This window comes from Streptomyces albus subsp. albus (assembly GCF_000719865.1).
GTDB classification, from domain to species: Bacteria; Actinomycetota; Actinomycetes; order Streptomycetales; family Streptomycetaceae; genus Streptomyces; species Streptomyces albus_E.
Genome location: NZ_JOID01000016.1, coordinates 30,813 through 53,996 on the forward strand (window position 1 = coordinate 30,813; position 23,184 = coordinate 53,996).

Sequence of the window (23,184 nt, forward strand, 5' to 3'; positions counted from 1 at the left end):
CCGGCCCGGGCCGCTCCAGTACGGTCGGCCCATGAGCACCCCGGCAGTCCCGCGCCACAACCGGGTCAGTCCCGTCTTCCTCGCACTGGCCGCCGTCATGGCCGCCTCGGGCTGGGCGATGTGGGTTCAGGGGGAGCTTCCGGTGAGCGCCGGCCTCCTCGTGTTCCTCTTCGTCCTCTCGGGCTGGATCGTCTCGCTCTCCCTGCACGAGTACGCCCATGCCCGGACGGCCCTGCACAGCGGCGACATCTCCGTCGGCGCCAAGGGCTATCTCACGCTCAACCCGCTGAAGTACAGCCATGCCCTGCTGAGCATCGTGCTGCCGGTGCTCTTCGTGATCGCGGGCGGGATCGGCCTGCCGGGCGGCGCGGTCTTCATCGAGCGGGGCCGGATCCCGGGGCGGTTGCGGCACAGCCTGATCTCGGCGGCCGGGCCGCTCACCAACGCGCTCTTCGCGGTGGTGCTGACCGCCCCGTTCTGGCTGGACGCGCTGAGCGGCGTACCGCTCGCCTTCCGCTGCGCCCTGGCCTTCCTGGCGCTGCTCCAGGTGACGGCCGCCACCCTCAACTTCCTGCCGGTACCGGGCCTGGACGGCTACGGCGTCATCGAGCCCTGGCTGTCGCGGGGAGCCCGGCGGCAGCTGGACCAGGTCGCGCCGTTCGGGCTGCTGCTGGTGTTCGCCCTGCTGTGGGTGCCGGAGGTGAACCGGGTCTTCTTCGGCGGGGTGGACGCTCTGCTGGCCGCGCTCGGCGTGAGCGAGTTCGAGACGGCGCTCGGCCTGGAGTGGTTCCGCTTCTGGCAGGGCGAACCGGACAGCGGCTGGTTCCGCTATGAGGACGTCGCGCCCCTCCTGTAGCCGGCCGGTGAGCCGGGGGACGGCCTCGCCGGGCCGCAGCCGTCACGACGCCGCTTCCGGCGCAGAGCGGCGGCGCGCTCCCGGGCGGCCTCCGCCTCACGGTCGGCCTCCCGCAAGTCGAGGATCTCTCCGTCGGCTCCGGCCCCGATCTCGGGGGCGATCGCGACGTCGAACGAGTCCTCGGGGACGCCGATGAGCGTCGCCACGTAGTCGCGGACCATGCCTTCCGCGTCGAGCAGTGTCCTGGACTGGGTGACGCCCACCCCGCCGATGTGCAGATCCCACCCGCGCTTTCAGCGCTTCGTGACGACCTCGTACGTCTTCCGTTCGGTCATGCGATCCATCCCTTCGGCAGGTGAGGCCGTTTCCGGACCGCGGGGGGTCAGGCGGCGGGGTGGTGTGTCGCCGCTCGCTGGGCCTTGGCCTTGCGGAAGTGGAACCAGGCCATGTTCGAGGAGACGCCCGCCATCATGACCCAGAGGATGCCCAGCCAGTTCCCCTCGACGAAGGAGACCACCGCCGCGGCGGTGGCGAGCAGGCAGACGGCGAGCGAGAAGAGGGCGAGGCGGGGCATGGCGGTCGGCTCCTCGGAGAGGCGGGTGCGACGGTACCCGGCCATTGTCCCCCAGCCCGCTCCGGATCTCTTCTCCCCCACCCCCCTCACGGACGGCCGGGCCGGAACACGGGACGGGACGGCCGCCGGCGCTCAGATGTCGGTGATCCGCAGACCGGCGTGGGCCTTGTACCGGCGGTTCACGGAGATCAGGTTGGCGACCAGCGACTCCACCTGGTGGGCGTTGCGCAGCCGGCCCGCGAAGACGCCGCGCATGCCGGGGATGCGTCCGGCCAGGGCCTGCACGATCTCGCAGTCGGCCCGCATCTCGCCGAGCACCATCACATCGGTGTCGATCTTCTCGATCGCCGGGTCCTTCAGCAGGACGGCCGAGAGGTGGTGGAAGGCCGCGGTGACCCGCGACTCCGGGAGGAGAGCGGCCGCCTGCTCGGCCGCGCTGCCCTCCTCGGGCCGGATCGCGTAGGCGCCCTTCTTGTCGAAGCCGAGCGGGTTGACGCAGTCCACGACGAGCTTGCCCGCGAGGTCGTCGCGGAGGTCTTCCAGGGTCGCGGCGTGGCCGTCCCACGGCACCGCGACGATCACGATGTCACTGCGCCGGGCGCACTCGGCGTTGTCCGCGCCCTCGACACCGTGGCCGAGCTCACGGGCCGCGGTCTCCGCCCGCTCGGCGGACCGCGAGCCGATGACGACCCGCTGTCCGGCCCGGGCCAGCCGGTAGGCGAGACCCCGGCCCTGGTCACCGGTACCGCCCAGGACGCCGACCACCAGGCCGGTCACGTCGGGGAGCTGCCAGGGGTCCTTGGCGGGGGCCTTCTGCGCTGCGTCGGTGGAAGTCATGACAGTGATCCTGTCATAGCCGCCCCGGCGCTCCGGCAGCTCCGGAGCGTTCTCCGGGGTCCGGGGAACCGCCCGTGGAAACCGCCCGCGGGAAGCGCCGGTGGGAAGCGCCGGGCCGGGCCACCATTTCGGGGGAAGTCCGCCCGTCCGGCGGGCGGACGGCTGCGCGGCTGGTACAGGATGCGCGCCATGGACGCCGTACGCGTGGCCCTGCTCCGCGAAGTGCTCGCCGGGACCGCCTGGCTGGACGCCACCCGGCGGTTCGCCGGGGCGCTGCGCCACTGTGTCGATCCGCGCGGCGGCGGGCTGCTGCTGGTGGGGAGCCCGGAGTACGAGCCCTGGCATCTGGCCGCCCACCTCGACGACGAGGCCGCCTGGTCCGGCCTGCCGCAGCTCTCCCCCACGCTGGTGCGGCACCGGGTGCGGCCGGGAGAGCCCGCGCACCTGGCGGTCGGGCCGGCCCGGCTGGAGGCGGTGCGGCGGGGCGAGACCCTGCTGGTCGTCACGCCGGACGCACCGGGGGAACAGCTGCTGGAACGGGTGCGCGGCGCCCGCCGCGCCGGGGCGACCGTCCTGGCCATCGACGGCGGCGACCGGGACCTGCGGTCCCTGGCGCACGAGACGCTGACCGCCCCGGAGACGGGGGCGGGGGCGGCGGGGGCGGCGGGGGCGGCGCCGGCCGCGGTGCTCGGCCTCGACACCGCGCAGCACCTGGTGAGCGCGGCGGCCGGGGAGAACGGCCTCCCCGGGCCGCGCGGCCGGCGCCGCTTCCGGGACCGGCTCTCCCGGCTGGCCGAGGAGCTGATGACTCCGCCGCCGGCCGGCTGGTAGACCGCCCGGGCGCCGTCCGCGCCGCGACCGCGGCGTCCGCACCCGTCGCGCCGTCCGTACCGTCCGGCCCCGGTTCGGCCCCGGTTCGGCCCCGGTTCAGCCCCGGCTCAGCCCCGGCCGCTGCCCGGGCCGTTCGCCGTCCCGTCGCCGTCGTGCCAGCGGGGGTCGGTCTCCCACTCGGCGTTGCGCTCCGCCGCCGTCTCCATCGCGTGCTCGGCCTCGGGCCGGGTCGCGTACGGGCCCATACGGTCCTTGGCCGGGCACTCGGGCCCCTCCTCGACCTTCCCGTGCTTCAGGCAGTAGTACCACTCCCCCGCCTTGCCGGCCGGACGGTTCCTGCTGAACAGCGCCATCGAAGGGCTCCTCTCCTCGCGGCGGCTCCCGGCCGCCGCCGGCGGCCGTCGGGCCGCTCTGCCGCTCATGTTGCCCGAGCGACCGCGGATACACTCGCGGCATGTCTGGCCAGTCGCTGCTTGTCCCCGGGACGCTGTCCCCCCGCCGCTCCGTACCCGCCTCCATTCCGCGCCCCGAGTACGTGGGCAAGGACGCCCCCACCCCGTACACGGGCTCCGAGGTGCAGGACGCCGAAACGATCGAGCGCATGCGGATCGCCGGGCGCATCGCGGCCCGCGCGATGGAGGAGGCCGCGAAGCACATCGCGCCGGGCGTCACCACCGACGAACTGGACCGCGTGGCGCACGAGTACATGTGCGACCACGGCGCCTACCCCTCGACCCTCGGCTACCGGGGCTACCCCAAGTCGCTCTGCGCGTCCGTCAACGAGGTCATCTGCCACGGCATCCCCGACTCGACCGTGCTGCGGGACGGGGACATCGTCAACCTCGACGTCACGGCCTACATCGGCGGCGTGCACGGCGACAACAACGCCACCTACCTCTGCGGCGACGTGGACGAGGAGTCCCGGCTGCTGGTCGAGCGGACCCGGGAGGCGCTGAACCGCGCGATCAAGGCGGTGCGGCCGGGCCGGCAGATCAACGTCGTCGGGCGGGTCATCGAGTCGTACGCCAAGCGCTTCGGCTACGGCGTGGTCCGGGACTTCACCGGGCACGGCATCAACAGCTCGTTCCACTCCGGCTTGATCGTCCCGCACTACGACAGCCCGCACGCGACCACGGTGATGCGGCCGGGGATGACCTTCACCATCGAGCCGATGCTGACGCTCGGCACCCACGAGTACGACATGTGGGAGGACGGCTGGACCGTGGTCACCAAGGACCGGAAGCGGACAGCCCAGTTCGAGCACACGCTCGTGGTGACGGAGTCCGGCGCGGAGATACTGACGCTGCCCTGACCGTGTGCCCCGGCCCGGGGCCCGCCGTGGCACGGCCCACCGGCGCCGCCGCCCACCGACCGCCGCCTTCACCGCCCGCCCGGAGAGCGCCGGGCGGGCGGTGGCTCCGTTTGCGCAGTTGCGGCGGTTACGGCGGCCGCGGCGGTCTGCGGCGGGCCGGCGCGGGCCGCGTATCGGACAGTGGGACGACCGGCGGAACGGCCGGCAGGACGGCCGGAAGTGACCGCGGGCGGACCCGCGGATTTCCCGACAGCCCGTCGGGAAACGGTAGACTCGGCCCCCGGGCCGGCGCGGAAGCGGGCCCGGAGCAGACCCGAGCAGACGCCAGCCGGCGCCCGCGCCTCCGCCGCACCCGCGCGGAGGGGCCACGGCGCACCGACCCGCCCGCACCGGTCCCCGGAGGCCCGCCATCGACGCCCCCAGCAGCATCCCGTTCTCGGCCCTGATCCGCAGCGCCTCGCAGGCGCAGCACACCGAGGCCGAGAACTCCTCCTTCGTCGGTGACATGCTCGCCGGCCGGCTGGGCGTGGAGGCATACGCCCTTTACACCGAGCAGTTGTGGTTCGTCTACCGGGCCCTGGAGGAGCCGGCGGACGCGCTCGCCGGCGACCCGGTCGCAGGACCGTTTCTCCGCACGGAGCTGCGGCGGGTACCCGAGCTGGAACGCGACCTCGACCACCTCGGGGGCCCCGGCCGGCGCGCCGCCGCCGTTCCCCTGCCCGCCACCGCCGCCTACGCCGCGCGGATCACCGAGGTCGCGCGGGAGTGGCCCGCGGGCTATGTGGCCCACCACTACACCCGCTACCTCGGCGATCTCAGCGGCGGCCAGATCATCCGCTCCGCCGCGGAGAAGACCTGGGGTTTCGCGCGCAAGGGCGACGGCGTGCGGTTCTACGTCTTCGAGGGGATCGGCAATCCGGCCGCCTTCAAGCGGGAGTACCGGGAACTGCTGGACGCCCTGCCCGTGGACGACGCGGAGAAGGAGCGCGTGGTGGACGAGTGCCGGCTCGCCTTCACCCTGAACACGGCGCTCTTCCGGGAGCTGGGTGACCACTTCGCGCGGCGCGCGGAGGACTCGCTCAGCGCGTGAGCCCCGCGCCGGCGGGCGCACTCAAGCCGGGCCTCCGCGCCCCTATATCATTTCCGGCGCTGTGACGGCAGCGCAGGGTGGGTCTTCACGCCAAGAAGTGAATTTCAGGGATATCCCCGAGCAAAGTTCTTCAAACGGCAGCGGACGTACAGACGTTTGCCATACGGTCAGTCGTACGCAGGCGTGTGGCCTTTGGGGAAGGGTACGCGCGCCGTCACGGTCGCGTTGCCAGGGGGGTTCATGCGGCATATTGGTGTGTCCAAGACCAGATCGGCGCCAACCTCCGGCGTCCGCGAAGGGGGGTCACCGCACCGTCCGCGCAGCGGCAAGGCGCGGTGGTACTTACCCGCGGCGCTGGCCACCGACATCCTGGGGGCCGCGCTTCCCGTGACCCTCGTCTTCGCCGGTACGGGGCAGCCGCATCCCGTACCGGCGGCTCTCGTCGCGGCGGCTCTGTGGACCGTGGTCCGCGCCGCCCGCCACCGCTATGGCTCCGAGGCCCTCGGCGAATCGCGCGGCGTGATACCCGCGCTCCACGACTGGCTGACGCTGCTCGGCCTGCTGGCGGTGGTCCGCATCGCGGCCGGCGAGACCTCCGATCCCATGACGGCCCTGGCGGCGCTCTCCGCGGCCCCGCTGCTGGCCACCCTCTGCGGCAGGGCAACCCACCGGCATCTGACGCGGCAGCGCCGCTCCGCGCAGTCGGTGCACCGGGTGCTGGTGATCGGTGAACCGGCCGCCGCCGACGAGGTGGTGGAGCGGCTCGCCTCCCGTACCGACCACGCCTATGTGGTGACCGGGGTGGTCCCGGTCGGGGGCGCTCTGCTGACCTCCGGGGTGCCCGCGCCGGCCCGGATCGGCTCCGCGCCGCCCGCGCGGGGCGAGCAGGACTGGGTTCCGGTCCTGGGCGCCGCCGAGCAACTGGCCGCGGATCTCGTGCTGGTGGCGCCCGGCCCGCGGATCAGCGGGGAGCGGCTGCGCCGGCTGTCCTGGGCACTGCAGGACGCGGGGCTGCCGCTGGCCCTGGCGCCGGGGCTGACGGATGTGGCGCCGCGGCGCCTGCGGACCAGCACGGTCGCCGGGCTGTCGCTGCTGCACATCGCCCCGCCGCACCGCCGGGGCCCGCAGACGGCGCTCAAGGCGGCGCTGGACCGCGCCGGCGCGGCGCTCGGCCTGCTGCTGCTCGCACCGGTGTACGGACTGCTGGCCCTGGTGATACGGCTGGACTCCCGGGGGCCGGTGCTGCACCGGCAGACCCGGACCGGTCTGGACGGCAAGCCGTTCACCATGTGGAAGTTCCGCACCATGGTCGCGGACGCCGAGCAGCGGCGGGCGGAGCTGTCCGCCGCCAACGAGCAGGACGGCCCGCTGTTCAAGATGCGCCGCGACCCCCGGGTGACCCGGGTGGGCCGGTGGCTGCGGCGCAGCTCGCTGGACGAGCTGCCGCAGCTGGTGAACGTGCTGCGCGGCGAGATGTCGCTGGTCGGCCCGCGTCCGCCGCTGCCCGACGAGGTGGCGCAGTACGACGAGGTGGCGATGCGGCGGCTGGCGGTCAAGCCGGGGCTCACCGGCCTCTGGCAGATCAGCGGCCGGTCCGACCTGTCCTGGGACGAGAGCGTGGCGCTGGATCTGCGCTACGCCGACAACTGGTCCCTCCGCGGCGATCTCGATCTGCTCGCCCGTACGTTCCGCGCCGTCGTCGACGGACGCGGAGCGTACTGAGCGAAGGGGTGCCGGGAGTGCGCGAGGTGAGCAGCGGGTGAGGGGCCGGCCGGGCGGGGAGCATCGCACGGGCCGGGGACGCCGGGGCTCAGGCCGCGGCGCCGGCGCGCCAGTCGGCGTAGACGGCCGCGATGCCGTCGCGGAGCGGGATGCGCGGCTTCCAGCCGAGGGCGGAGATCCGGGAGATGTCGAGGAGCTTGCGCGGGGTGCCGTCGGGCTTGCCGGCGTCGAAGGCGATACGGCCCGGGTAGCCGGTCACCTCCCGGACGGTCTCGGCGAGTTCTCGGATCGTCAGGTCCTCGCCGCAGCCGACGTTGACGGGGTCGTCGCCGTCGTAGGAGCGCAGCAGCACCGCGCAGGCGGCGGCGAGATCGTCCACGTGCAGGAACTCGCGGCGCGGGGTGCCGGTGCCCCAGAGGGTGACCTCGGGAGCGCCGGTCTCCTTCGCCTCGTGGAAGCGGCGGATCAGGGCGGGCAGGACGTGCGAGGTCTCCAGGTCGAAGTTGTCGCCGGGGCCGTAGAGGTTGGTCGGCATGGCGGAGATGTAGGAGGCCCCGTACTGCCGCCGGTAGGACCGGATCTGGGTGATCCCGGCGATCTTGGCGAGGGCGTACGGCTCGTTGGTCGGCTCCAGCGGGCCGGTGAGCAGGGCGTCCTCCCGGATCGGCTGGGGGGCGAGCTTCGGATAGATGCAGGAGGAGCCGAGGAAGAGCAGCCGGCCGGTGCCCGCCGCGTGGGCGCCCGCGATGACGCTGAGCTGGATGCGGAGGTTGTCCTCCAGGAACTGCACCGGATAGGTGCTGTTGGCCATGATGCCGCCGACCTTGGCGGCGGCCAGCACCACGGCGTCCGGCCGGATGTCGCGCAGAAAGCGTTCGGTGCGCGCGGCGTCGCGCAGATCGAGTCGGTCCCGGTCGCGGGTGACGACCTCGTGGCCGTCGGCGGTGAGGCGGCGCGCCACCGCCGATCCGACCAGGCCGCGGTGGCCCGCCACGAATATCCGGGCCGTCGCCGGCAGCAGCTCATGCGTCTGGGTCATGTCCCGGATTCTGCCAGGGCATTCGGCGCGTAGCACACCAAACCAGGAAACCGCGCACGGCACACGGGCACCGGGCCCCGCGCCGACCAGAGGGGCCGTACCGCCGTACGGCCCCGTCCCGAGGGGGAGAAGACCGTTGAGCGAGAACGAGAACGACACCGGCACCGGCACGGGCACCGGCACATCGCGGCGCGGGGGCAGAACCGCGCTGATCACCGGCGTCACCGGGCAGGACGGCTCGTATCTGGCCGAACTGCTGCTGTCGAAGGGCTACACCGTCCACGGCCTGATCCGCCGGTCCTCGTCCTTCAACACCGAGCGTCTGGACCACATCTACCAGGGCCCGCAGGAGCCGGGCCGCACCCTCGTCCTGCACCACGCGGACCTGTCGGACGGGGTGGCGCTCGTCAACCTGCTCCGCGATCTGCGGCCGGACGAGGTCTACAACCTGGGCGCGCAGTCGCACGTGCGGGTCTCCTTCGACGCCCCGCTCTACACCGGCGACGTGACGGGCATGGGCTCCCTGCGGCTGCTGGAGGCCATCCGCGCCAGCGGCATCGACACGCGGATCTACCAGGCCTCCTCCTCGGAGATGTTCGGCTCCGCCCCGCCGCCGCAGAACGAGCGGACGCCGTTCCACCCGCGCAGCCCGTACGGCTGCGCCAAGGTCTTCGGCTACTGGGCGACCGTCAACTACCGCGAGGCGTACGGCCTCTACGCGGTCAACGGCATCCTCTTCAACCACGAGTCGCCGCGCCGGGGCGAGACCTTCGTGACCCGCAAGATCACCCGCGCGGTCGCCCGGATCAAGGCTGGCCTGCAGGACCGGCTCTACCTCGGCAATCTCGACGCGGTGCGGGACTGGGGCTACGCCCCGGAGTACGTCGAGGCGATGTGGCGGATGCTCCAGCGCGACGAGCCGGACGACTACGTGGTGGCGACCGGGCAGGCCGGCAGCGTGCGGGAGTTCACGGAGACGGCGTTCGCCGCCGCCGGGCTGGACTGGTCCGAGCACGTCCGCTTCGACCCCAAGTACGAACGGCCGAGCGAGGTCGACGCGCTCATCGGGGACGCCTCCAAGGCCGAGTCGCTGCTGGGGTGGAAGCCGCGGGTGATGTGGCCGGAACTCGCCGGGATCATGGTGGACGCCGACCGGACCCAGCTGGAGTCGGAGCTCTCCGGCACCGCCGTGCGGATCGACCGCTGACATGACGGGCCGCCGGCCGGGCGCGGGCCGGAGTCCGGCCGTCGGGCTTCCCCGGCCCGGCGCCGGCCCGGCCGTGGCGCGCCCCGGGATGTGCAACGGCCAACAAACGGCAATGAGTTCAACCGAAGTGGTGACCGGTGCGACGCCAACGGCTTACTCTCGCCAGCTAAGGCGGCCGCTGGGCCGCGTCGGGGAATGCACGGAATGCACAGCCCGGGGGGGGCACATGCGCACAGTGGGGGTCTACACGGCTGCCTTGTCTTTGGCGGCCGCATCACTGACGGGACTGGGAACGGTGGCGGCGGCGCCGGCGGCCGCCCTCACCCCGCCCGTCGGCATCACCGCCGACGAGCTGCCGACGTGGCAGACGAACGGCATCGTCTGGGCGATGGCCGAGGCGGGCGGGGTGGTCTTCGCCGGCGGTACGTTCTCGACCGTCAGACCGCCCGGCACGCCCGCCGGCAGCAGCCAGCAGCGGTCGGCGGTGAACTTCACCGCCCTCGACGCCGCGACCGGCGCGCCGACGGACTGCGAGCTGTCCTTCACGGTCGGCTCCGGCAGCGCGACCGTCCGGGCGCTGGCCGTGTCACCGGACGAGGAGACGCTCTACGCGGGTGGCTTCTTCGGCGCGGTCAACGGCGTCCCGGTCAGCAGCCTGGCCGCGATCGACATCGACACCTGCACCCCCCGGACCGACTTCAAGCCCTCGGTCAACGCCACCGTCCGGGCCCTGGCCGCCACGGACGGCGCCGTCTACCTCGGCGGGGACTTCCAGACCGTCGGCGGCCAGTCGCGGAGCCGCTTCGCCGCCGTCTCCACCGGCGGGGACGTCCTGCCCTGGCGGGCCGACGCGGACGAGCCCGGCCGGGCCGTCGAGGTCACCCCGGACGGTGGGACCGTCATGCTCGGCGGCGACTTCTTCACCGTCAACGACGAGGACTCGCACGCGCTGGCGGCCGTGGACGCCGCCACCGGCGCGGTCGAGAAGAGCTACCCGCTCGGCTTCTTTCCGCAGACCTCCGTGGTGAAGGACATCTTCGCCGACGCCTCGGGCGTCTACTCGGCCAGCGAGGGCAACGGCGGCGGCGTCTTCGACGGACGCGTCGCCTACGATCCCGTCACCCTGGACCAGCGCTGGCGGGACACCTGCCTGGGCGCGACCCAGTCCGTCCAGACCCACGGGGACGTCCTCTACAGCGGCTCACACGCGCACGACTGCAGCAGCATGGGCGCCTTCCCCAACCAGGAGCGCTACCACCTGCTGGCCCAGTCGGTGAACGACCCGGAGCTGCTCGGCTGGTTCCCGGACACCAACGACGGCCTCGGCGAGATGATCGGGCCGCGCACCATGGCCCTCTCCTCGGCCGGCGGCCGGGACTACCTCTGGGTCGGCGGCGAGTTCACCACCGTCAACGGCGACGGCCAGCAGGGTCTGACCCGCTTCGCCGACAGCCCCGACACGGGCGCGCCGCCGGTGCCGCAGACCGAGGCGTCGAGCACGGCGCCGGGCTCGGTCACGGTGCGCTGGCAGCCGAGCGTCGACCTCGACGACAGCGAACTGACCTACCGGGTCTACCGCAACGGCTCGTCCACGCCGGTGCACACCGTCAGCGCCTCCTCCAAGCCGTGGTCGCAGCCGCAGCTGACCTTCACCGACACCGACGTCGTCCCGGGCTCCACCTACACCTACCGGGTCAGCGCGAGCGACGGCACCAACACCAGCGCCCAGTCCCCGCCGCGGTCGGCCACCCCGGCCCTGACCGCCGAGGCGTACGCGGAGAAGGTGCGGACCGACGGCGCCGAGCTGTACTGGCGCTACGACGAGCCGTCCGGCACGTTCGCCGCCGACTCCTCCGACGCCGCGCAGAGCGCCGGCATCCACCGCGGCGGCCCGGCCCGCGCCGTCAACCCGGGGGCCGTCCCCGGCACCGGCACGGCCGTCGGCCACGACGGCATCGACTCGTACACCTACAGCGACAAGCGGCGGCCCCGGCCGGCGGCGTACTCCATCGAGACCTGGTTCAGGACGGACACCACGGCCGGCGGCATGCTCGCCGGGTTCGGCGACCGGATCCTGCAGAACAGCTCGCGGCACGACAAGCACGTCTACATGACCGACTCCGGTCGGCTGACCTTCGGCGTCACCAGCGGCTGGACGCGGACCATCACGACCCCCGGCTCGTACAACGACGGCGAATGGCACCACGTCGTCGCCACCCAGGGCAGCAACGGCATGCGCCTCTACGTGGACGGACAGCTGCGGGCCAGCAATCTGCTGGTCGTCAGCAGCCGGGACTTCGAGGGCTACTGGCGCTTCGGGGGCGACAACCTGCGCGGCTGGCCGAGCCGCCCGAGCAGCGACTACTTCGCCGGGCAGCTCGACGAGTCCGCCGTCTACCCGAGTGTGCTGAGCTCCGCGCAGGTCGAGGACCACCACGAGCTGGGCACCGCGCCCTCGGACACCGTGACGGCGGTGCAGCCGTCGGCCGACACCTACGTCAACCAGCAGGCGGCGGGCACCAATTACGGCACCACCGGGCAGCTCGCGGTGCGCGGCTCCACGGCGTACGAGGCGTATCTGCGCTTCCCGCTGCCGGAGGCGCCGGCGGGCCAGGTGCTCAAGAGCGCCGCGCTGCGGGTGCAGCTCACCTCGGACTCCTTCGCCGGCTCGGGGGACGCCACGCGGATCGTCCCCGTCACCGGCGCGTGGACGGAGACCGGCACCACCTACACCGGCAAGCCCGAGCTCTCCTCGACGGTGCTGGGCACACTGACCGGGGCCACCGCCTCGCAGGGCACCTACTCCACCCTGCTGGACACGGCCGCACTGGCCTCCCGGCTCGGCCAGGACATGGACGTCGCGCTGACCGGGGACGGCACCGACAGCCTGTGGCTCTCCTCCCGGGAGGCCCCGGGGACGGCCGGCGACCCCACCCTGCTGCTGACCTTCGGGGCACCGTGAAGCGCCACGGTGCCCGCCGCGGCGCGGCCGTCACGCTGGTGACGGCCGCCGCCGTGCTGCTCGCGGGCTGCGGCGGGGACGGCGGCAGCGGCTCCGGGGACGGCCGGGACGGCAAGGACGGCCGGGCGGGGAAGGAGCGGTCCGGCGCGGCCGCCGCCCCCTCGGCCCCGGCGGAGGACGACCGGGGCCCGGACGCGGGCGGTGTCCCGCCCGGCCCCAAGGAGCCGGAGGCGGACCTCACTCCCGCCACCGGGTCGTTCGGCAAGAAGGAGAAGAAGTACCTCATCGGGCGGGTGCCCGAGGGGCAGGACCCGGCGGCCGTCCTGGAGGGCGGTCAGGAGGCCTGCGACCGGCTGGCGTTCCTGGAGCGGCGGAACGAGGACATGGCGGTCAGCGCGCTCATCCTCGGTGAGATCCGGGGCGCCCGCGATGCCGTCACCCACCTCTGCCCGCGGCGGATGCCGCTGGTCGAGGCCGCCGACCAAGGCTTCCCCGACGGCGAGTTCGCGGTCGGCGAGCGGCGGAAGGCGGGGCGCGTCATCGTCCCCGGCCGCTACCGCTCCCCCGGGCCGGGCCCGTCCGCCGCGGACGCCGGACGGGGCGGGGATGGCGGCGGCGAGGAGTGCGTCTGGCGGATCACCGGAGCCGGCGGCAAGAAGCTGGACTCCGGCTCCGGCCGGTCCCAGGGCGGGGACATCGAGATCACCATCCCGGCGTCGGCCCGCGGCTTCGGTTCCACGGGCTGCCACAGCTGGCTGAACTCAGGAGGCACAGGGTGAGCGCCAAACTCCCCATCGTCGTGGCGATCCCGACCAAGAACGAGGCGGAGAACATCGCCGCGGCGGTCGGTTCCGTCATGGGCCACTTCGAGGCGGTGGTCGTCGTCGACTCGGACAGCACCGACGACACCCGCAAGATCGCCTCGGAACTCGGCGCGGAGATCGTGCCGTACGAGTGGGACGGCAAGTACCCCAAGAAGAAGCAGTGGTGTCTGGACCACGTCCGCCCGGAGATCCCGTGGATGCTCTTCCTGGACGGTGACGAGACGCCGAGCCCGGCGCTGCTGGCGGAGCTGCGGCAGGTCTTCTCCGGGCCGGTGGAGGAGGCGGCCTTCGACATACCGCTGGGCTACTGGTTCGCGGGGCAGCGGCTGCGGCACGGCTACACCATCGTCAAGCGGGCCCTGATGGACCGGGGCCGCTGCTACTTCCCCGTGCTCGGCGATCTCGACGCGCCGGGCATGGGCGAGCAGGAGGGCCACTACCAGCCGATCGCCGAGTCGGTGCGGCGGCTGCGCTCCCCCATCGAGCACGAGGACCTGGACCCGGTGCGCACCTGGTTCGACCGGCACAACCGGTACTCGGACTGGGAGGCCTGGCTGGAGCTCCACCCGGAGGTGCGGGAGGAGATCCGGCTGGCCAAGACCCGGCAGGGGCAGCTCTTCCACAAGGCGCCGTTCAAGCCGCTGGTGTCCTTCGGCTACGCCTACTTCTACAAGCTCGGCTTCCTCGACGGGCGGGCCGGTCTGGACTACGCCCTGGCCATGAGCTTCTACCGGTGGCAGATCGGGCTCAAGACCCGGGAGGGACGGCGGACCGGGCGCATCGGCTGACCACCCGGCTCCCCCTCGCGTTCCCTCCGGGCCGGCCGGAGGGGACGCGAGGGGCCGGGGTCAGCGCCCGTGCCGGGCGATGACCTTCTCGTACACCCCGTGCAGGTCCTCGACGACCGCGTCGATGGAGAACTTGTCGCGGATCAGGCGGTGTGCGGCCCCGGACGCCTCGGCGTTGGCGGCCGGGTCCAGCAGTTCGAGGATCGCCTGGCCGACCAGCGGCCCGTTGTCGGCGTCGGGACGGCTGTCCACGACCCGCCCGGCGCCCGCCGCCTCCACGTCCGGCGACAGCCCGCCGGTCTTCGTGACGACCACGGGGAGCCCCACGGACATGGCCTCCAGGATGGAGACGGCGAAGGGCTCGACCACGGACGGCAGGACGTAGACGTCGGAGCGGCGCAGTTGCTCCAGCACCTCGGTGTGGCCGAGCGGGCCCACGTACTCCACCGAGTCGGCCACTCCGAGGCGGGCCGCCAGGGCCAGCATCTCGTCGGCGAGCGGACCGGTGTCGGGCCCGGCGAGCACGAAGCGCGCCCCGGGGTACTTGGCGAGGACCACGGGCATCGCGGAGATGAAGTCCTCCGGCCGCTTGCGGGCCTGGACGCGGGCCAGGTACAGCACGGTCGGCGGCCTGTCCCCGGTGGTGGCGGGGCGGGGCTCCTGCGGCTGGACGCCGTTCACCAGCCGGTGGGTGAACCGCAGCGGGTCGGGGGCGATGACCTCGGCCACGTCCTCCCGCTCCATCTCCGTCAGATGCAGCACGGCGTCGGCCTCGCGCAGCACCTTGCGCAGCCCGAGGACATCGACGAGCTGGGCCACGCGCTTCTCGGTCGGGTCGATCATGCCGTGCGTCTGCAGGACCAGCGGGACGCCGCAGCGCAGCGCGGTCAGCGCGATGGGCAGCGTCACCAGATCCCGCATCAGATGGACGTGGACGACATCGGCGCCCTTCACCATGCGGTGCGCGCGGGCGAGCATCGCCGGTGAGGTGATGCCGCTGACCTCGAAGGCCGGCAGCACGTGCCGGGCCTGGTACAGCCAGGTGGGCACCCCCTCGACGGAGTCGGGCAGCGGGCCGTCGAAGCGGTCGCCGAGCGCGGTGATCCGGGCGTCCACGCCGCGCCGCCGCAGCCCTCGCGAGAGGTTCAGCGCGACGCGGGTGGGACCGCCGAAGTCGTTGGTCGGTGTGTGCAGCGTGACCGCGTGCAGAACCTTCACGAAGTCTTCCTCCCCCCGATGCCCCCCGGCATCGTGCCGTCAGCGTATCGGCGGCGCGCGGCCGCCCGCAGGCTTATCGAACGAAGTGGCGGACGGTGTGCGGGGACGCTCCTAGACTGCGGGGCGGGGGCGGCTGCCGTGCCGCTCCGGGGGCGAACTCGCTTGCATCTGGGGGGACATGGCAGTCGATCTGCCGACGGGACCGGCCGGCGCCGCGGGACGGGCCGGGCCGGGGGAAGCCGCACCGGGGGACGGCCCACGCGGCGGTCCGGGGGGCGGTCGCGGGGACGGTTCCGGGGGCCCGACCGCGCCCGGCGGCCTGCCCGCGCCCGTCCCGCCCGTGCCCGTGACCCCGCCCGCCGCCGAGTCCGCGCCGCGCGCCGTGCTCTCCCGGGCGCTGTCCGTCCCGCTGATCCTCGGGCTGGTCGGCGGCCTGCCCGCCGTGGTCTCCGCCCAGTACGGCGAGGGGGTGCGCGACGCGGCGTACTGGCTGCAGCTGGTGCTGACCTGCTACGCCGGTGCCCGGCTCGCCGCGATGGTGCTGACGGCCCGGCGCCGGCTGATCCAGGGCTCCTTCTGGCTGTTCTGCTACATCGCCATGGGGGTGGCCCCGCTCGCGCAGGCCGTACTCGGCCGCACGCCCACCCCGGTGGTCGGCCCCCGCTCGGACACGGTGCTCGCCATCGCGCTGGTGCTGCTGGGCTGCGTCGCGTTCGACGTGGGCGTGCTGCTGGCCCGGCACCGCCCGGCGCTCCGCATCCGCTGGACGCCGCCCGCGGCCTCGGTGGGCCGCCGGCGGCTCTATCTGCTGATCCTGCTCGCCTACGCGGGCAGCGGGCTGTTCATCGCCCAGCTCGGCGGTCCCGCCGTCTTCTTCGAGAGCCGCCAGGAGATTAGCGAGTCCATCGGGGCCAGCGGGGCGGGCGGCGGGGACGGCAACGTGGGCTCGGCCTTCCTGCGCGGCTTCGGCACCGTACCGGCGCTGCTGGCGCTGCTCTTCGTGCTGCGCTGGATGGTCACGTCCAAGGTGCCGCGGCGCAGCCCGATGGTCCTGCTGCTCCTGGCGGGGCTGGTGGTCGTCAACATCGTCGTCAACAACCCGATCTCCAACCCGCGGTACTGGTTCCTCACCGTCGCCTTCGCGATCCTCTTCACCGCCTTCCCGAAGAGCCCGGTGATGTACCGGGCCTCGCTGGCCCTCGGGGTGATCGCGGCGCTGCTGCTGTTCCCCTTCATGGACCGCTTCCGGTACGACGAGGAGGGCCGCAAGGCCGTGGAGTCCACCTCCTTCGTGGAGCCCCTGACGCTCAAGGACTACGACCAGATCGGCATGTTCGCCAACACCATCACCTTCGTCGAGTCGGGGGCGGGCCACTCCTACGGGCGGCAGCTGGCCGGGACCACGTTCTTCTTCGTGCCCCGCTCGGTCTGGGACGGCAAGCCCCTGGACTCGGGGGTGCGGGTCGGCCAGTGGATGGGCATGACCAACACCAATCTCTCCTCACCGCTCTGGGCCGAGCTGTGGCTCGACTTCGGCTCCGGCGGCATGGTGGCCGGTTTCCTGGGGCTCGGCTATCTCTGCGCCCGCGGCGACCGCCGGTACACCCTGCGCACGGTGGAGGACGAACGGCCGGGCAACATCACCGCGGCCGTGATCCCGCTGATCGCCGGCTACTCCTTCATCCTGCTCCGCGGACCGCTGCTGCAGGCGGCCGGGCGCATCGGGATCGCGCTGTTCTGCCTGGCCCTGGTGACGACGTTCCGTTCGGACGCCCGGAGGCTGCTGCGGTAACGGGTGGGGCCGGGGGCGCCCGCCGCGCACGGACACCCGCCCGTGAGCCGATCGGCCGGTGCGGGCAGCACGCGCCCCGTCGCGGCGGCTGCCCCAAGCTCTCCGAGCCGTGGGTGCCCCCACGCGCCACACCTGGCGCCGCTTCCCGGCGGGCGGACGGTGCCTGCCGGCCGCTTGACTAGCGGCCGCCGGCCCCGGGCGTCCCCGCCTCCGCCGGGGCGCCGGGAGGCCGGGCCGCGCCGGTTCCCCGCGCCGCCCCGCGCCCGAGGAGAAGCGTGCGGGTCCAGGCCGCCGCCGCCTTGAGGGCAGAGCCGAGGCAGAGACCCCAGGCCGCGCCGAGGACGCCGCCGAGGACGTAGCCGCCGAGGAGGAGGGCCACCGCGAGCAGCGAGAAGACCACCTGGATCGGCAGGGTGCTCCGGGGGCTGAGCACGCGCAGGGTCAGCAGGGCGCAGGTGCCCAGCGCGATGGCCGTGTACTGCGCCCCGGTGGCGGGGAGCAGGGCGGAGGCGGACTCCCAGGTGGCGCCGAGGAGTTCGCGTCCCACCCGGCCGGGCAGCAGGCTGAGGACACTGGCCCAGAGGGCGGCGGTGCCCGCGAGGACTAGGGCCAGGACGGCCGTGGCGCGGATGCGGCGGCCGGTGCCGGAGACGCGGTTCAGCAGCGGCGGGCCGAACGAGGTCGCCGCGTTGAAGAGGACGTTCATCGGGCCGAAGAGGGCCACGGCGCCGCGGAGCGCGCCGACGGCGAGCTGGTTGGCGAAGAGGCCGAGCCCGACGATCGCGAGCTGGCTCGACGCGTTGCCGACGGCGAACTCCAGCACGAAGCGCCGCCCCAGATGGCCCCGGCGCAGAAAGCGGCGCGGGTCGCCCGGGACACCGCGCAGCCGCGGCCACAGCAGCGCGGCGCCGAGCAGGAGGGCGGGGAGGGCGGACAGGCCCCAGACCGCGATGAGCCGGCTCGGCCCGCTGCCCTGCGGCTGAAGCGCGAGGGCGGGGGCGACGGCGGCGAGCCGCAGCAGGTCGGCGGCGAGCGCCAGATGCGGCAGCCGGAGGGTGGAGCAGCAGTAGCGGACGGCGTCCTGGGTGAGGACGACCGGCAGGACGAGCCCGAGGACGGCGAGTCCGCGCGCCGTCTCCCCGGGCACGAACGCGAGCACGGCGGCCATGGCGGCGCCGGTCACGGCGGAGGCCGCGGCGGTGAAGACGACCGCGGAGCGGCAGGCGGAGCGGACGGCGGCCGGCTCCCCGCGCTCCAGCACGAGGGCCTGGCCGACGTAGGAGACGCAGAGGCCGAGCAGGACGGTGAAGACGGTGTAGACGATGGAGAAGACCGAGAAGCCGGCGGCGGTGGAGAGCCGGGCGGCCACGATGAGCACGACGATATTGGTGAGCGCGGAGACGCCCTGGTCGGCGACGGAACAGACCACGGCGGCCCGCGTCCGCAACCCCCCGGCCCCGGTACCGCCACCGTCCCGTGCCCCGGGTTCCCCCGGTCCGTGCGGCCCGGCCCCGGGCTTGCCGGCCGCAGGCTCCGCGGCCCGGCGCCGCACGGGCTCCTCGGCCCCGGGTTCTTCGGCTGCCGCGCCGGCGGGCCGGGTCCCGGCGTCCGGGTCCGGGGTGCCGTCCGACGGGCCGTGCGTCACCGGCGGGCGGGGCGGGCCGGGTCCGCGGTGCGGTCGTCCTCCTCGCCCGTGCCGCCGGAAGCCTCCCCGGCGGCCGGCCAGGAGACCCGGCGTTCCGGGCCGCCCGACGCGGGCCCGCCCCCGGCTCCGGTCCCCGGTGCGGGCTCCGGTGCCGTGTCGTGCGCGGCGCCCGGGTCGCCGGCGTCCGCGGCCGGGCGGGACCGCGCCGCGTCGCGCCCGCGGCGGCGGAGGGCCGGCAGGCGGCCGCGCCGGGCGGAGTCCTCGGAGTGCAGCAGCGCCCCGAGGACCTTGCCGCCCGCGCCGCCGACGAGTTCGCGGACCCGGGCGAGGTCGTCGCGCCGCACCTCGCGCGGGTCGCAGACCACGAGCACCCCGTCGACGCGGTCGGCGAGCGCGATCGCGTCGGCGTACGAGAGCACGGCGGGCGCGAGGACGACGACCACGGTTCCGGGGGAGTCCGCCTCGGCGAACAGCCGGGTGGCGGGCCCGGAGGTGAGCGCGCGGGCGACGTTGCGCACCTTGCCGCCGGGCACCAGGTCGAAGGCGCCCGACTCCCCGGCGTCGATGGGTATTTGCAGGCCGGTGGGCCAGCCGTTGTCGCCGCGGGACGGGGTGCGGGCCCAGCCGGGCCGTATGCCCTCGGCCGAGCGCAGCTTGTGGGCGAGGCCGGGGGTGCGCAGATCGGCCTCGACGAGGAGGACGTCCCGGCCCATCTCCACGAACGAGGCGGCGAGGTTGACGGAGGCCTCGGCGGCGGTGTCGATGGGGCCGCGCGGGGCGACGACGAGCAGCCGCCGCCGTTCGGCGAAGTCCTGGTCGTAGGCGAGGCGGAAGGCGATCGAGCGGTACTCCTCGGCGACCCGGCCCTGGGCCAGCAGCCGGCGGGGCTGCTTCCGCCGCGGCCGGGGCAGCGTGCCCAGCACGGGCGCGCGCAGGGCACGGACCACGTCGCTCTGGGAACGGGCGGTGGGGTCGAAGACCAGCCGCACCCAGGCGGCGACCAGGCCGATGCCGATGCCGACGGCCCCGCCGAGACCGAGGAGCAGTGGCAGCCCCGGCCCGGAGGGGCCGGCCGGCGGGGTGGCGGTGCGGACCACGAAGCCGGGGGTGGTGTCCACCGCCTTCAGCTTGGTGATGCTGCTGTTGAGCTCGGAGATCCGGCCGATGACGCCGGACTGCACGGAGAGCGTCGTGTCCAGGGCCCGGCCGTCGCCGAGCCCGTCGATCTGTTCGGCGAGCTTGTCGCGCTGCTTCTTCAGCGGTTCGAGCTGCTCCTCGTAGCCCTTGATCATGTTGTCGATCACGGACCGGGTCTGGTCGCGCCGGTTGTCCAGATAGGCCTGGGTGAGGGCGTTGGCGGCCGTCGCGGCGGTGCGCGGGGAGCCGTCGGTGTAGGAGAAGCGCAGGACGAGGGTGTTGGGCGGGTTGGTGACCTGGAGGCCGTCCTGCAGCCGGTCGACGCGGTCGGGGTCGCCGAGTTCCTTCGCGGCGCGGGCGGCGACGGCGTTGCTGAGCGCCGTCTGCCGCTCGGAGCCCATGCTGACCTCCTTCTCGGGGCTGCCGCCGCCGGGCGAGAAGGGGTCGAAGCTGGCCGAGCGCACGGTCACCTCGCTGGTGGCCGTGTAGGCGGGGCCGCCGGCGAGGGCGGTCCAGGCCCCGCCGAGCAGGCCGAGGACGACACCGGCCACGATCAGCGCGCGGTAGCGCAGCAGCTGGCGGAACTGGTCGCGCAGCAGGTCCGGCTCGTCGGACCCCTGCTGGGCGCCGTGCTGTACCACCGTCATCAGCGGGGTCCCCTCGGGCTCGGGTGGGTTTCCAGTGCCTCGTCGAGGAGCCCGGTGATCCGGGCCAGCCCCGCCTCGCGGCTGAGGTGGGCGTCGACGTAGGCGGGGCCGCGGGCGCCGAGCGCGTCGGCCGCGGCGGGGTCGGCTGCCAGTTTCCGGACCGCGTCCAGCAGCGCCTCCGGATCCTCCGGGGGGACGAGGACGCCCGCCCCGGAGCGCCGTACCTCCCCGGCGGTGCCGCCCTCCTCCGCGACGGAGGCGATCACGGGCCGGCCGGCGGCGAAGTAGGAGGTGAGCTTGGACGGGATGCTCATGTCCAGGACGGAGGCGCGCTGGGTGACGGCCAGGACGTCGGCCGCGGCGAGGACGTCGGGGAACTCGGCCTCCTCGGCCGGCGGGAGGAAGCGCAGGTTCGGCAGCCCCCGGCCCAGGTCCTGGAGCCGTTCGCGCTGGTTGCCGTCGCCCATGAGGACGATGTCGACGCCCGGTTCGGCGCGGGCGGCGCCGACGAGCACCTCCAGCCCCTGCTTGAGGCCCATGTTGCCGGAGTGCAGCACGACGGTGCGCTCCGCGCTCCAGCCGAGGCGGGCGCGGGTCTCGGCCCGGGGCCGCGAAGGGCGGGCGACGTGCGACCAGTTGGGGACCAGCCGGATACGGCCCGGGTCCACCCCCATGGCGGCCACCTTGTCGGTGAACGTCTCGTGGATGACGCCGACCAGGGTCGCCCGGCGCAGCACACGGCGCTCGACCGCGGCGGCCGCGGCGGCGGCGCGGTCACCGCCGCGGATGCCGCTCTGCGCGGCGGCGGCGCCCATGAGGTCCTGGACCACGGGGACGTACGGGACGCCGTGCCGGCGGGCGATCCGGGCGCCGAGGACGCCGCCGGCGAGGCTCGGCAGCTGGGCGATCACGGCGTCGGGCCGGCCCATCCGGGGCGGGGCGAGCAGTCCTCCGGCGAGGATGGACGCCTCGTACAGGGCCCGGCGCACGGCGGTCTGACGGGGCGGCACGGTGTGCCGGCGGCGGTGGACCCGGACGCCGGCACGCGTCTCCTCGCGGCGCCACACGCCGCGGTAGGCCGGATCGGCCCGCCAGGCGGGGTAGTGCGGGATGCCCGCGAGGACATGGGTCTCGATCCGCCCGCCGGCGGCCCAGTGTTCGGCGATCTGCGTGGCGTACGGCCCTATTCCGGCCTGCTCTGGCGCGTAGTTGGTGGAGACGAGCAGAACCCGTCCCGCCGCGGCCGTACCGGTCTCCGGCATGGCACGCTCCTCCCCCCGGAGTCGAATGGCAGCAACCCTAGCCGTTCATTACTGCAACATGGCTTTCTTCTCTGTTAGTTGGCCTTTCGCAATCGACCGTGGAGCGCCCCGCATCCGGCTATCGTCGACAGCGGCGCGCTGGGGAGCGCGCTGTGAAGGGGGGTACCACCGCATGACGCACACCGTCGGTTATGCGCCGGGGGTCTACGACCTGTTCCACGTGGGTCACCTCAACATCCTGAGACACGCCCGCGCCCGGTGCGACTATCTCATCGCGGGAGTGGTGTCGGACGAGATGGCGGAACTGGCCAAAGGCCGGAAGCCCGTGGTCCCGCTGGTGGAGCGGCTGGAGATCATCCGCTCCATCCGGTTCGTGGACGCCGCGTTCGTCGAGACCGTGCCGGACAAGCTGGAGACCTGGCAGCAGGTCCGCTTCGACAAGATCTTCAAGGGCGACGACTGGCGCGGCACGCCCAAGGGCGACCAACTGGAGCGGAAGTTCGCCACCGTGGGAGTGGAGGTCGTCTACTTCCCGTACACCGTCCACACCTCCAGCACCCAACTGCGGCGCGCCCTCGACGCCCTGGCGCCGCCCGTCACGCCGGGCGTATCGCGTTCAGCTCCCGGAACCACTTCGCCATGAAGGCCACCAGAAAGAGCGCGTGCACGGCGAACAGGGCGGTATAGGCGGCCAGGAAGACCGTCTCGCTGCCGAGCAGCAGGAACACCGCGCAGAAGACGCCGTAGTCCACCGGCAGCAACGCCACCGCCCGCAGCCGCGAGAGGGGCTGCGCGGGCTGAGCGGAGGCACCGGCCGCCGTGCCCCTCGGCTTGAGCTTGTCGGCCAGCAGCCCGCCCGTGAAGATCAGCAGAGCGGCGAACTGGAAGCCCAGCGGCACCAGCAGCCAGCCCGGGCCGGGCAGTTCGAAGAATCTGTGGAAGGAGACCAGCACGGCGGCGTGCAGCGCGGTGATCTTCGCCGCGTCCACCACATGGTCGAGCCACTCCCCCGCCGGGCTGCTCTCCTTGCGCAGCCGGGCCAGCTGGCCGTCCGCCGAGTCGAGCGCGAAGCCGGCGAACAGCGCCGCCCAGACGGCCGCGGCCAGCCACCAGGAGGGCCGGGCCAGAGCGAGCGCCGCCACCCCGGCGAAGCTCAACGCGCCGCTGATCAATGTGACCTGATTTGGCGTCAGCCCGATCCGGTACGCCGCCGCGGCGAGGACCCGCCCGGCCGGGCGGTTGACGTACCGGGAGTAGAGCGACACCCCCTTCGCCGTCTTCTGCGCCCCGCGCAGCTCGCGCAGCGCCGCCGCGTACCCCGATTCCGCAGTCCCGGCCATCATCCCCCCAGACGAAAGCACACCCTTGGTGGGCGGTCACCCACGCCGTGCATGATGGCACGCACCACGGACAACCACCCGCCGTACCCGAGGACCGGCGC

21 protein-coding genes are annotated in these 23,184 nt (G+C 73.8%); 11 read left to right on the forward strand and 10 right to left on the reverse strand.

The window, feature by feature from the left end; genetic code table 11:
• The first annotated feature begins 31 nt into the window (after positions 1-31).
• Positions 32-856, forward strand: coding sequence for a site-2 protease family protein (locus tag IF83_RS0117470; RefSeq protein ID WP_037680350.1), 825 nt, complete (start codon positions 32-34; stop codon positions 854-856).
• Here the strand turns inward: IF83_RS0117470 and IF83_RS0117475 are convergent.
• The 3 genes from IF83_RS0117475 to npdG form a co-directional block, all read right to left on the reverse strand.
• Positions 829-1,119 (reverse strand): hypothetical protein, encoded by a 291-nt coding sequence (locus IF83_RS0117475; protein WP_051722870.1) that lies wholly within the window; start codon positions 1,117-1,119, stop codon positions 829-831. The genes IF83_RS0117470 and IF83_RS0117475 overlap by 28 nt on opposite strands.
• A 119-nt stretch (positions 1,120-1,238) precedes the next feature.
• Entirely contained in the window at positions 1,239-1,430 is a 192-nt protein-coding gene (locus IF83_RS0117480; protein WP_030545136.1) for a hypothetical protein, read from the reverse strand.
• Positions 1,431-1,562: 132 nt separating this feature from the next.
• A complete protein-coding gene (gene npdG / locus IF83_RS0117485) occupies positions 1,563-2,267 on the reverse strand; it encodes an NADPH-dependent F420 reductase (protein WP_030545137.1) in 705 nt (234 codons plus the stop codon).
• A gap of 189 nt (positions 2,268-2,456) precedes the next feature.
• On the opposite strand from npdG, the gene IF83_RS0117490 reads away from it, so the two are divergent.
• Positions 2,457-3,098: a hypothetical protein gene (locus IF83_RS0117490; protein ID WP_030545138.1), complete on the forward strand. Its 642-nt coding sequence runs from the start codon at positions 2,457-2,459 to the stop codon at positions 3,096-3,098.
• Between the two features lie 107 nt (positions 3,099-3,205).
• Here the strand turns inward: IF83_RS0117490 and IF83_RS0117495 are convergent, their stop codons facing one another.
• Positions 3,206-3,451 carry a hypothetical protein gene (locus IF83_RS0117495; RefSeq protein WP_030545139.1) on the reverse strand — a complete coding sequence of 82 codons (246 nt, stop codon included), beginning with the start codon at positions 3,449-3,451 and terminating at the stop codon, positions 3,206-3,208.
• Positions 3,452-3,552: 101 nt separating this feature from the next.
• Here IF83_RS0117495 and map point away from each other — a divergent pair, with 101 nt between their 5' ends.
• From map to IF83_RS0117510, 3 genes are all read left to right on the forward strand, one after another.
• Positions 3,553-4,410 carry a type I methionyl aminopeptidase gene (gene map / locus IF83_RS0117500; protein ID WP_030545140.1) on the forward strand — a complete coding sequence of 286 codons (858 nt, stop codon included), beginning with the start codon at positions 3,553-3,555 and terminating at the stop codon, positions 4,408-4,410.
• 409 nt (positions 4,411-4,819) lie between these two features.
• Positions 4,820-5,500 carry a biliverdin-producing heme oxygenase gene (locus IF83_RS0117505; RefSeq protein ID WP_030545141.1) on the forward strand — a complete coding sequence of 227 codons (681 nt, stop codon included), beginning with the start codon at positions 4,820-4,822 and terminating at the stop codon, positions 5,498-5,500.
• Between the two features lie 240 nt (positions 5,501-5,740).
• Entirely contained in the window at positions 5,741-7,222 is a 1,482-nt protein-coding gene (locus IF83_RS0117510; RefSeq protein ID WP_051722871.1) for a sugar transferase, read from the forward strand.
• Positions 7,223-7,310: 88 nt separating this feature from the next.
• Here IF83_RS0117510 and IF83_RS0117515 read toward each other — a convergent pair whose 3' ends face one another.
• Entirely contained in the window at positions 7,311-8,261 is a 951-nt protein-coding gene (locus IF83_RS0117515) for a GDP-L-fucose synthase family protein (RefSeq protein ID WP_030545143.1), read from the reverse strand.
• A gap of 208 nt (positions 8,262-8,469) precedes the next feature.
• On the opposite strand from IF83_RS0117515, the gene gmd reads away from it, so the two are divergent.
• The 4 genes from gmd to IF83_RS0117535 all read left to right on the forward strand — a co-directional run bounded on the left by gmd (position 8,470) and on the right by IF83_RS0117535 (position 14,042).
• Positions 8,470-9,468, forward strand: a complete 999-nt coding sequence (gene gmd, locus IF83_RS0117520; RefSeq protein ID WP_030545144.1) for a GDP-mannose 4,6-dehydratase — start codon at positions 8,470-8,472, stop codon at positions 9,466-9,468.
• 226 nt (positions 9,469-9,694) lie between these two features.
• Positions 9,695-12,430, forward strand: a complete 2,736-nt coding sequence (locus tag IF83_RS0117525; RefSeq protein WP_030545145.1) for a LamG-like jellyroll fold domain-containing protein — start codon at positions 9,695-9,697, stop codon at positions 12,428-12,430.
• On the forward strand, positions 12,427-13,209 hold the full coding sequence (locus IF83_RS0117530; protein ID WP_030545146.1) for a hypothetical protein: 783 nt from the start codon (positions 12,427-12,429) through the stop codon (positions 13,207-13,209). Before IF83_RS0117525 ends, IF83_RS0117530 begins: the two co-directional genes overlap by 4 nt.
• Positions 13,206-14,042, forward strand: coding sequence for a glycosyltransferase family 2 protein (locus tag IF83_RS0117535; RefSeq protein ID WP_030545147.1), 837 nt, complete (start codon positions 13,206-13,208; stop codon positions 14,040-14,042). Before IF83_RS0117530 ends, IF83_RS0117535 begins: the two co-directional genes overlap by 4 nt.
• Before the next feature lie 60 nt (positions 14,043-14,102).
• Here IF83_RS0117535 and IF83_RS0117540 read toward each other — a convergent pair whose 3' ends face one another.
• A complete protein-coding gene (locus IF83_RS0117540; protein WP_030545148.1) occupies positions 14,103-15,260 on the reverse strand; it encodes a glycosyltransferase in 1,158 nt (385 codons plus the stop codon).
• Between the two features lie 178 nt (positions 15,261-15,438).
• Between IF83_RS0117540 and IF83_RS0117545 the strand changes: the two genes are divergently transcribed.
• The gene (locus IF83_RS0117545) at positions 15,439-17,052 is read left to right on the forward strand and encodes a hypothetical protein (protein ID WP_347877108.1); all 1,614 of its coding nucleotides are present in this window, start codon (positions 15,439-15,441) and stop codon (positions 17,050-17,052) included.
• Between the two features lie 178 nt (positions 17,053-17,230).
• On the opposite strand, the gene IF83_RS0117550 is transcribed toward IF83_RS0117545, so the two are convergent.
• From IF83_RS0117550 to IF83_RS0117560, 3 genes are all read right to left on the reverse strand, one after another.
• A complete protein-coding gene (locus IF83_RS0117550; RefSeq protein ID WP_030545150.1) occupies positions 17,231-18,499 on the reverse strand; it encodes an MATE family efflux transporter in 1,269 nt (422 codons plus the stop codon).
• Positions 18,500-18,693: 194 nt separating this feature from the next.
• Positions 18,694-20,481 carry a lipopolysaccharide biosynthesis protein gene (locus IF83_RS0117555; RefSeq protein ID WP_051722872.1) on the reverse strand — a complete coding sequence of 596 codons (1,788 nt, stop codon included), beginning with the start codon at positions 20,479-20,481 and terminating at the stop codon, positions 18,694-18,696.
• On the reverse strand, positions 20,481-21,743 hold the full coding sequence (locus IF83_RS0117560; RefSeq protein ID WP_030545152.1) for a glycosyltransferase: 1,263 nt from the start codon (positions 21,741-21,743) through the stop codon (positions 20,481-20,483). Before IF83_RS0117560 ends, IF83_RS0117555 begins: the two co-directional genes overlap by 1 nt.
• A 172-nt stretch (positions 21,744-21,915) precedes the next feature.
• Here IF83_RS0117560 and IF83_RS0117565 point away from each other — a divergent pair, with 172 nt between their 5' ends.
• Entirely contained in the window at positions 21,916-22,386 is a 471-nt protein-coding gene (locus tag IF83_RS0117565; RefSeq protein WP_030545153.1) for an FAD synthase family protein, read from the forward strand.
• Here IF83_RS0117565 and IF83_RS0117570 read toward each other — a convergent pair.
• Positions 22,340-23,086, reverse strand: a complete 747-nt coding sequence (locus tag IF83_RS0117570) for a CDP-alcohol phosphatidyltransferase family protein (RefSeq protein WP_051722873.1) — start codon at positions 23,084-23,086, stop codon at positions 22,340-22,342. The genes IF83_RS0117565 and IF83_RS0117570 overlap by 47 nt on opposite strands.
• Between the last annotated feature and the right edge of the window lie 98 nt (positions 23,087-23,184).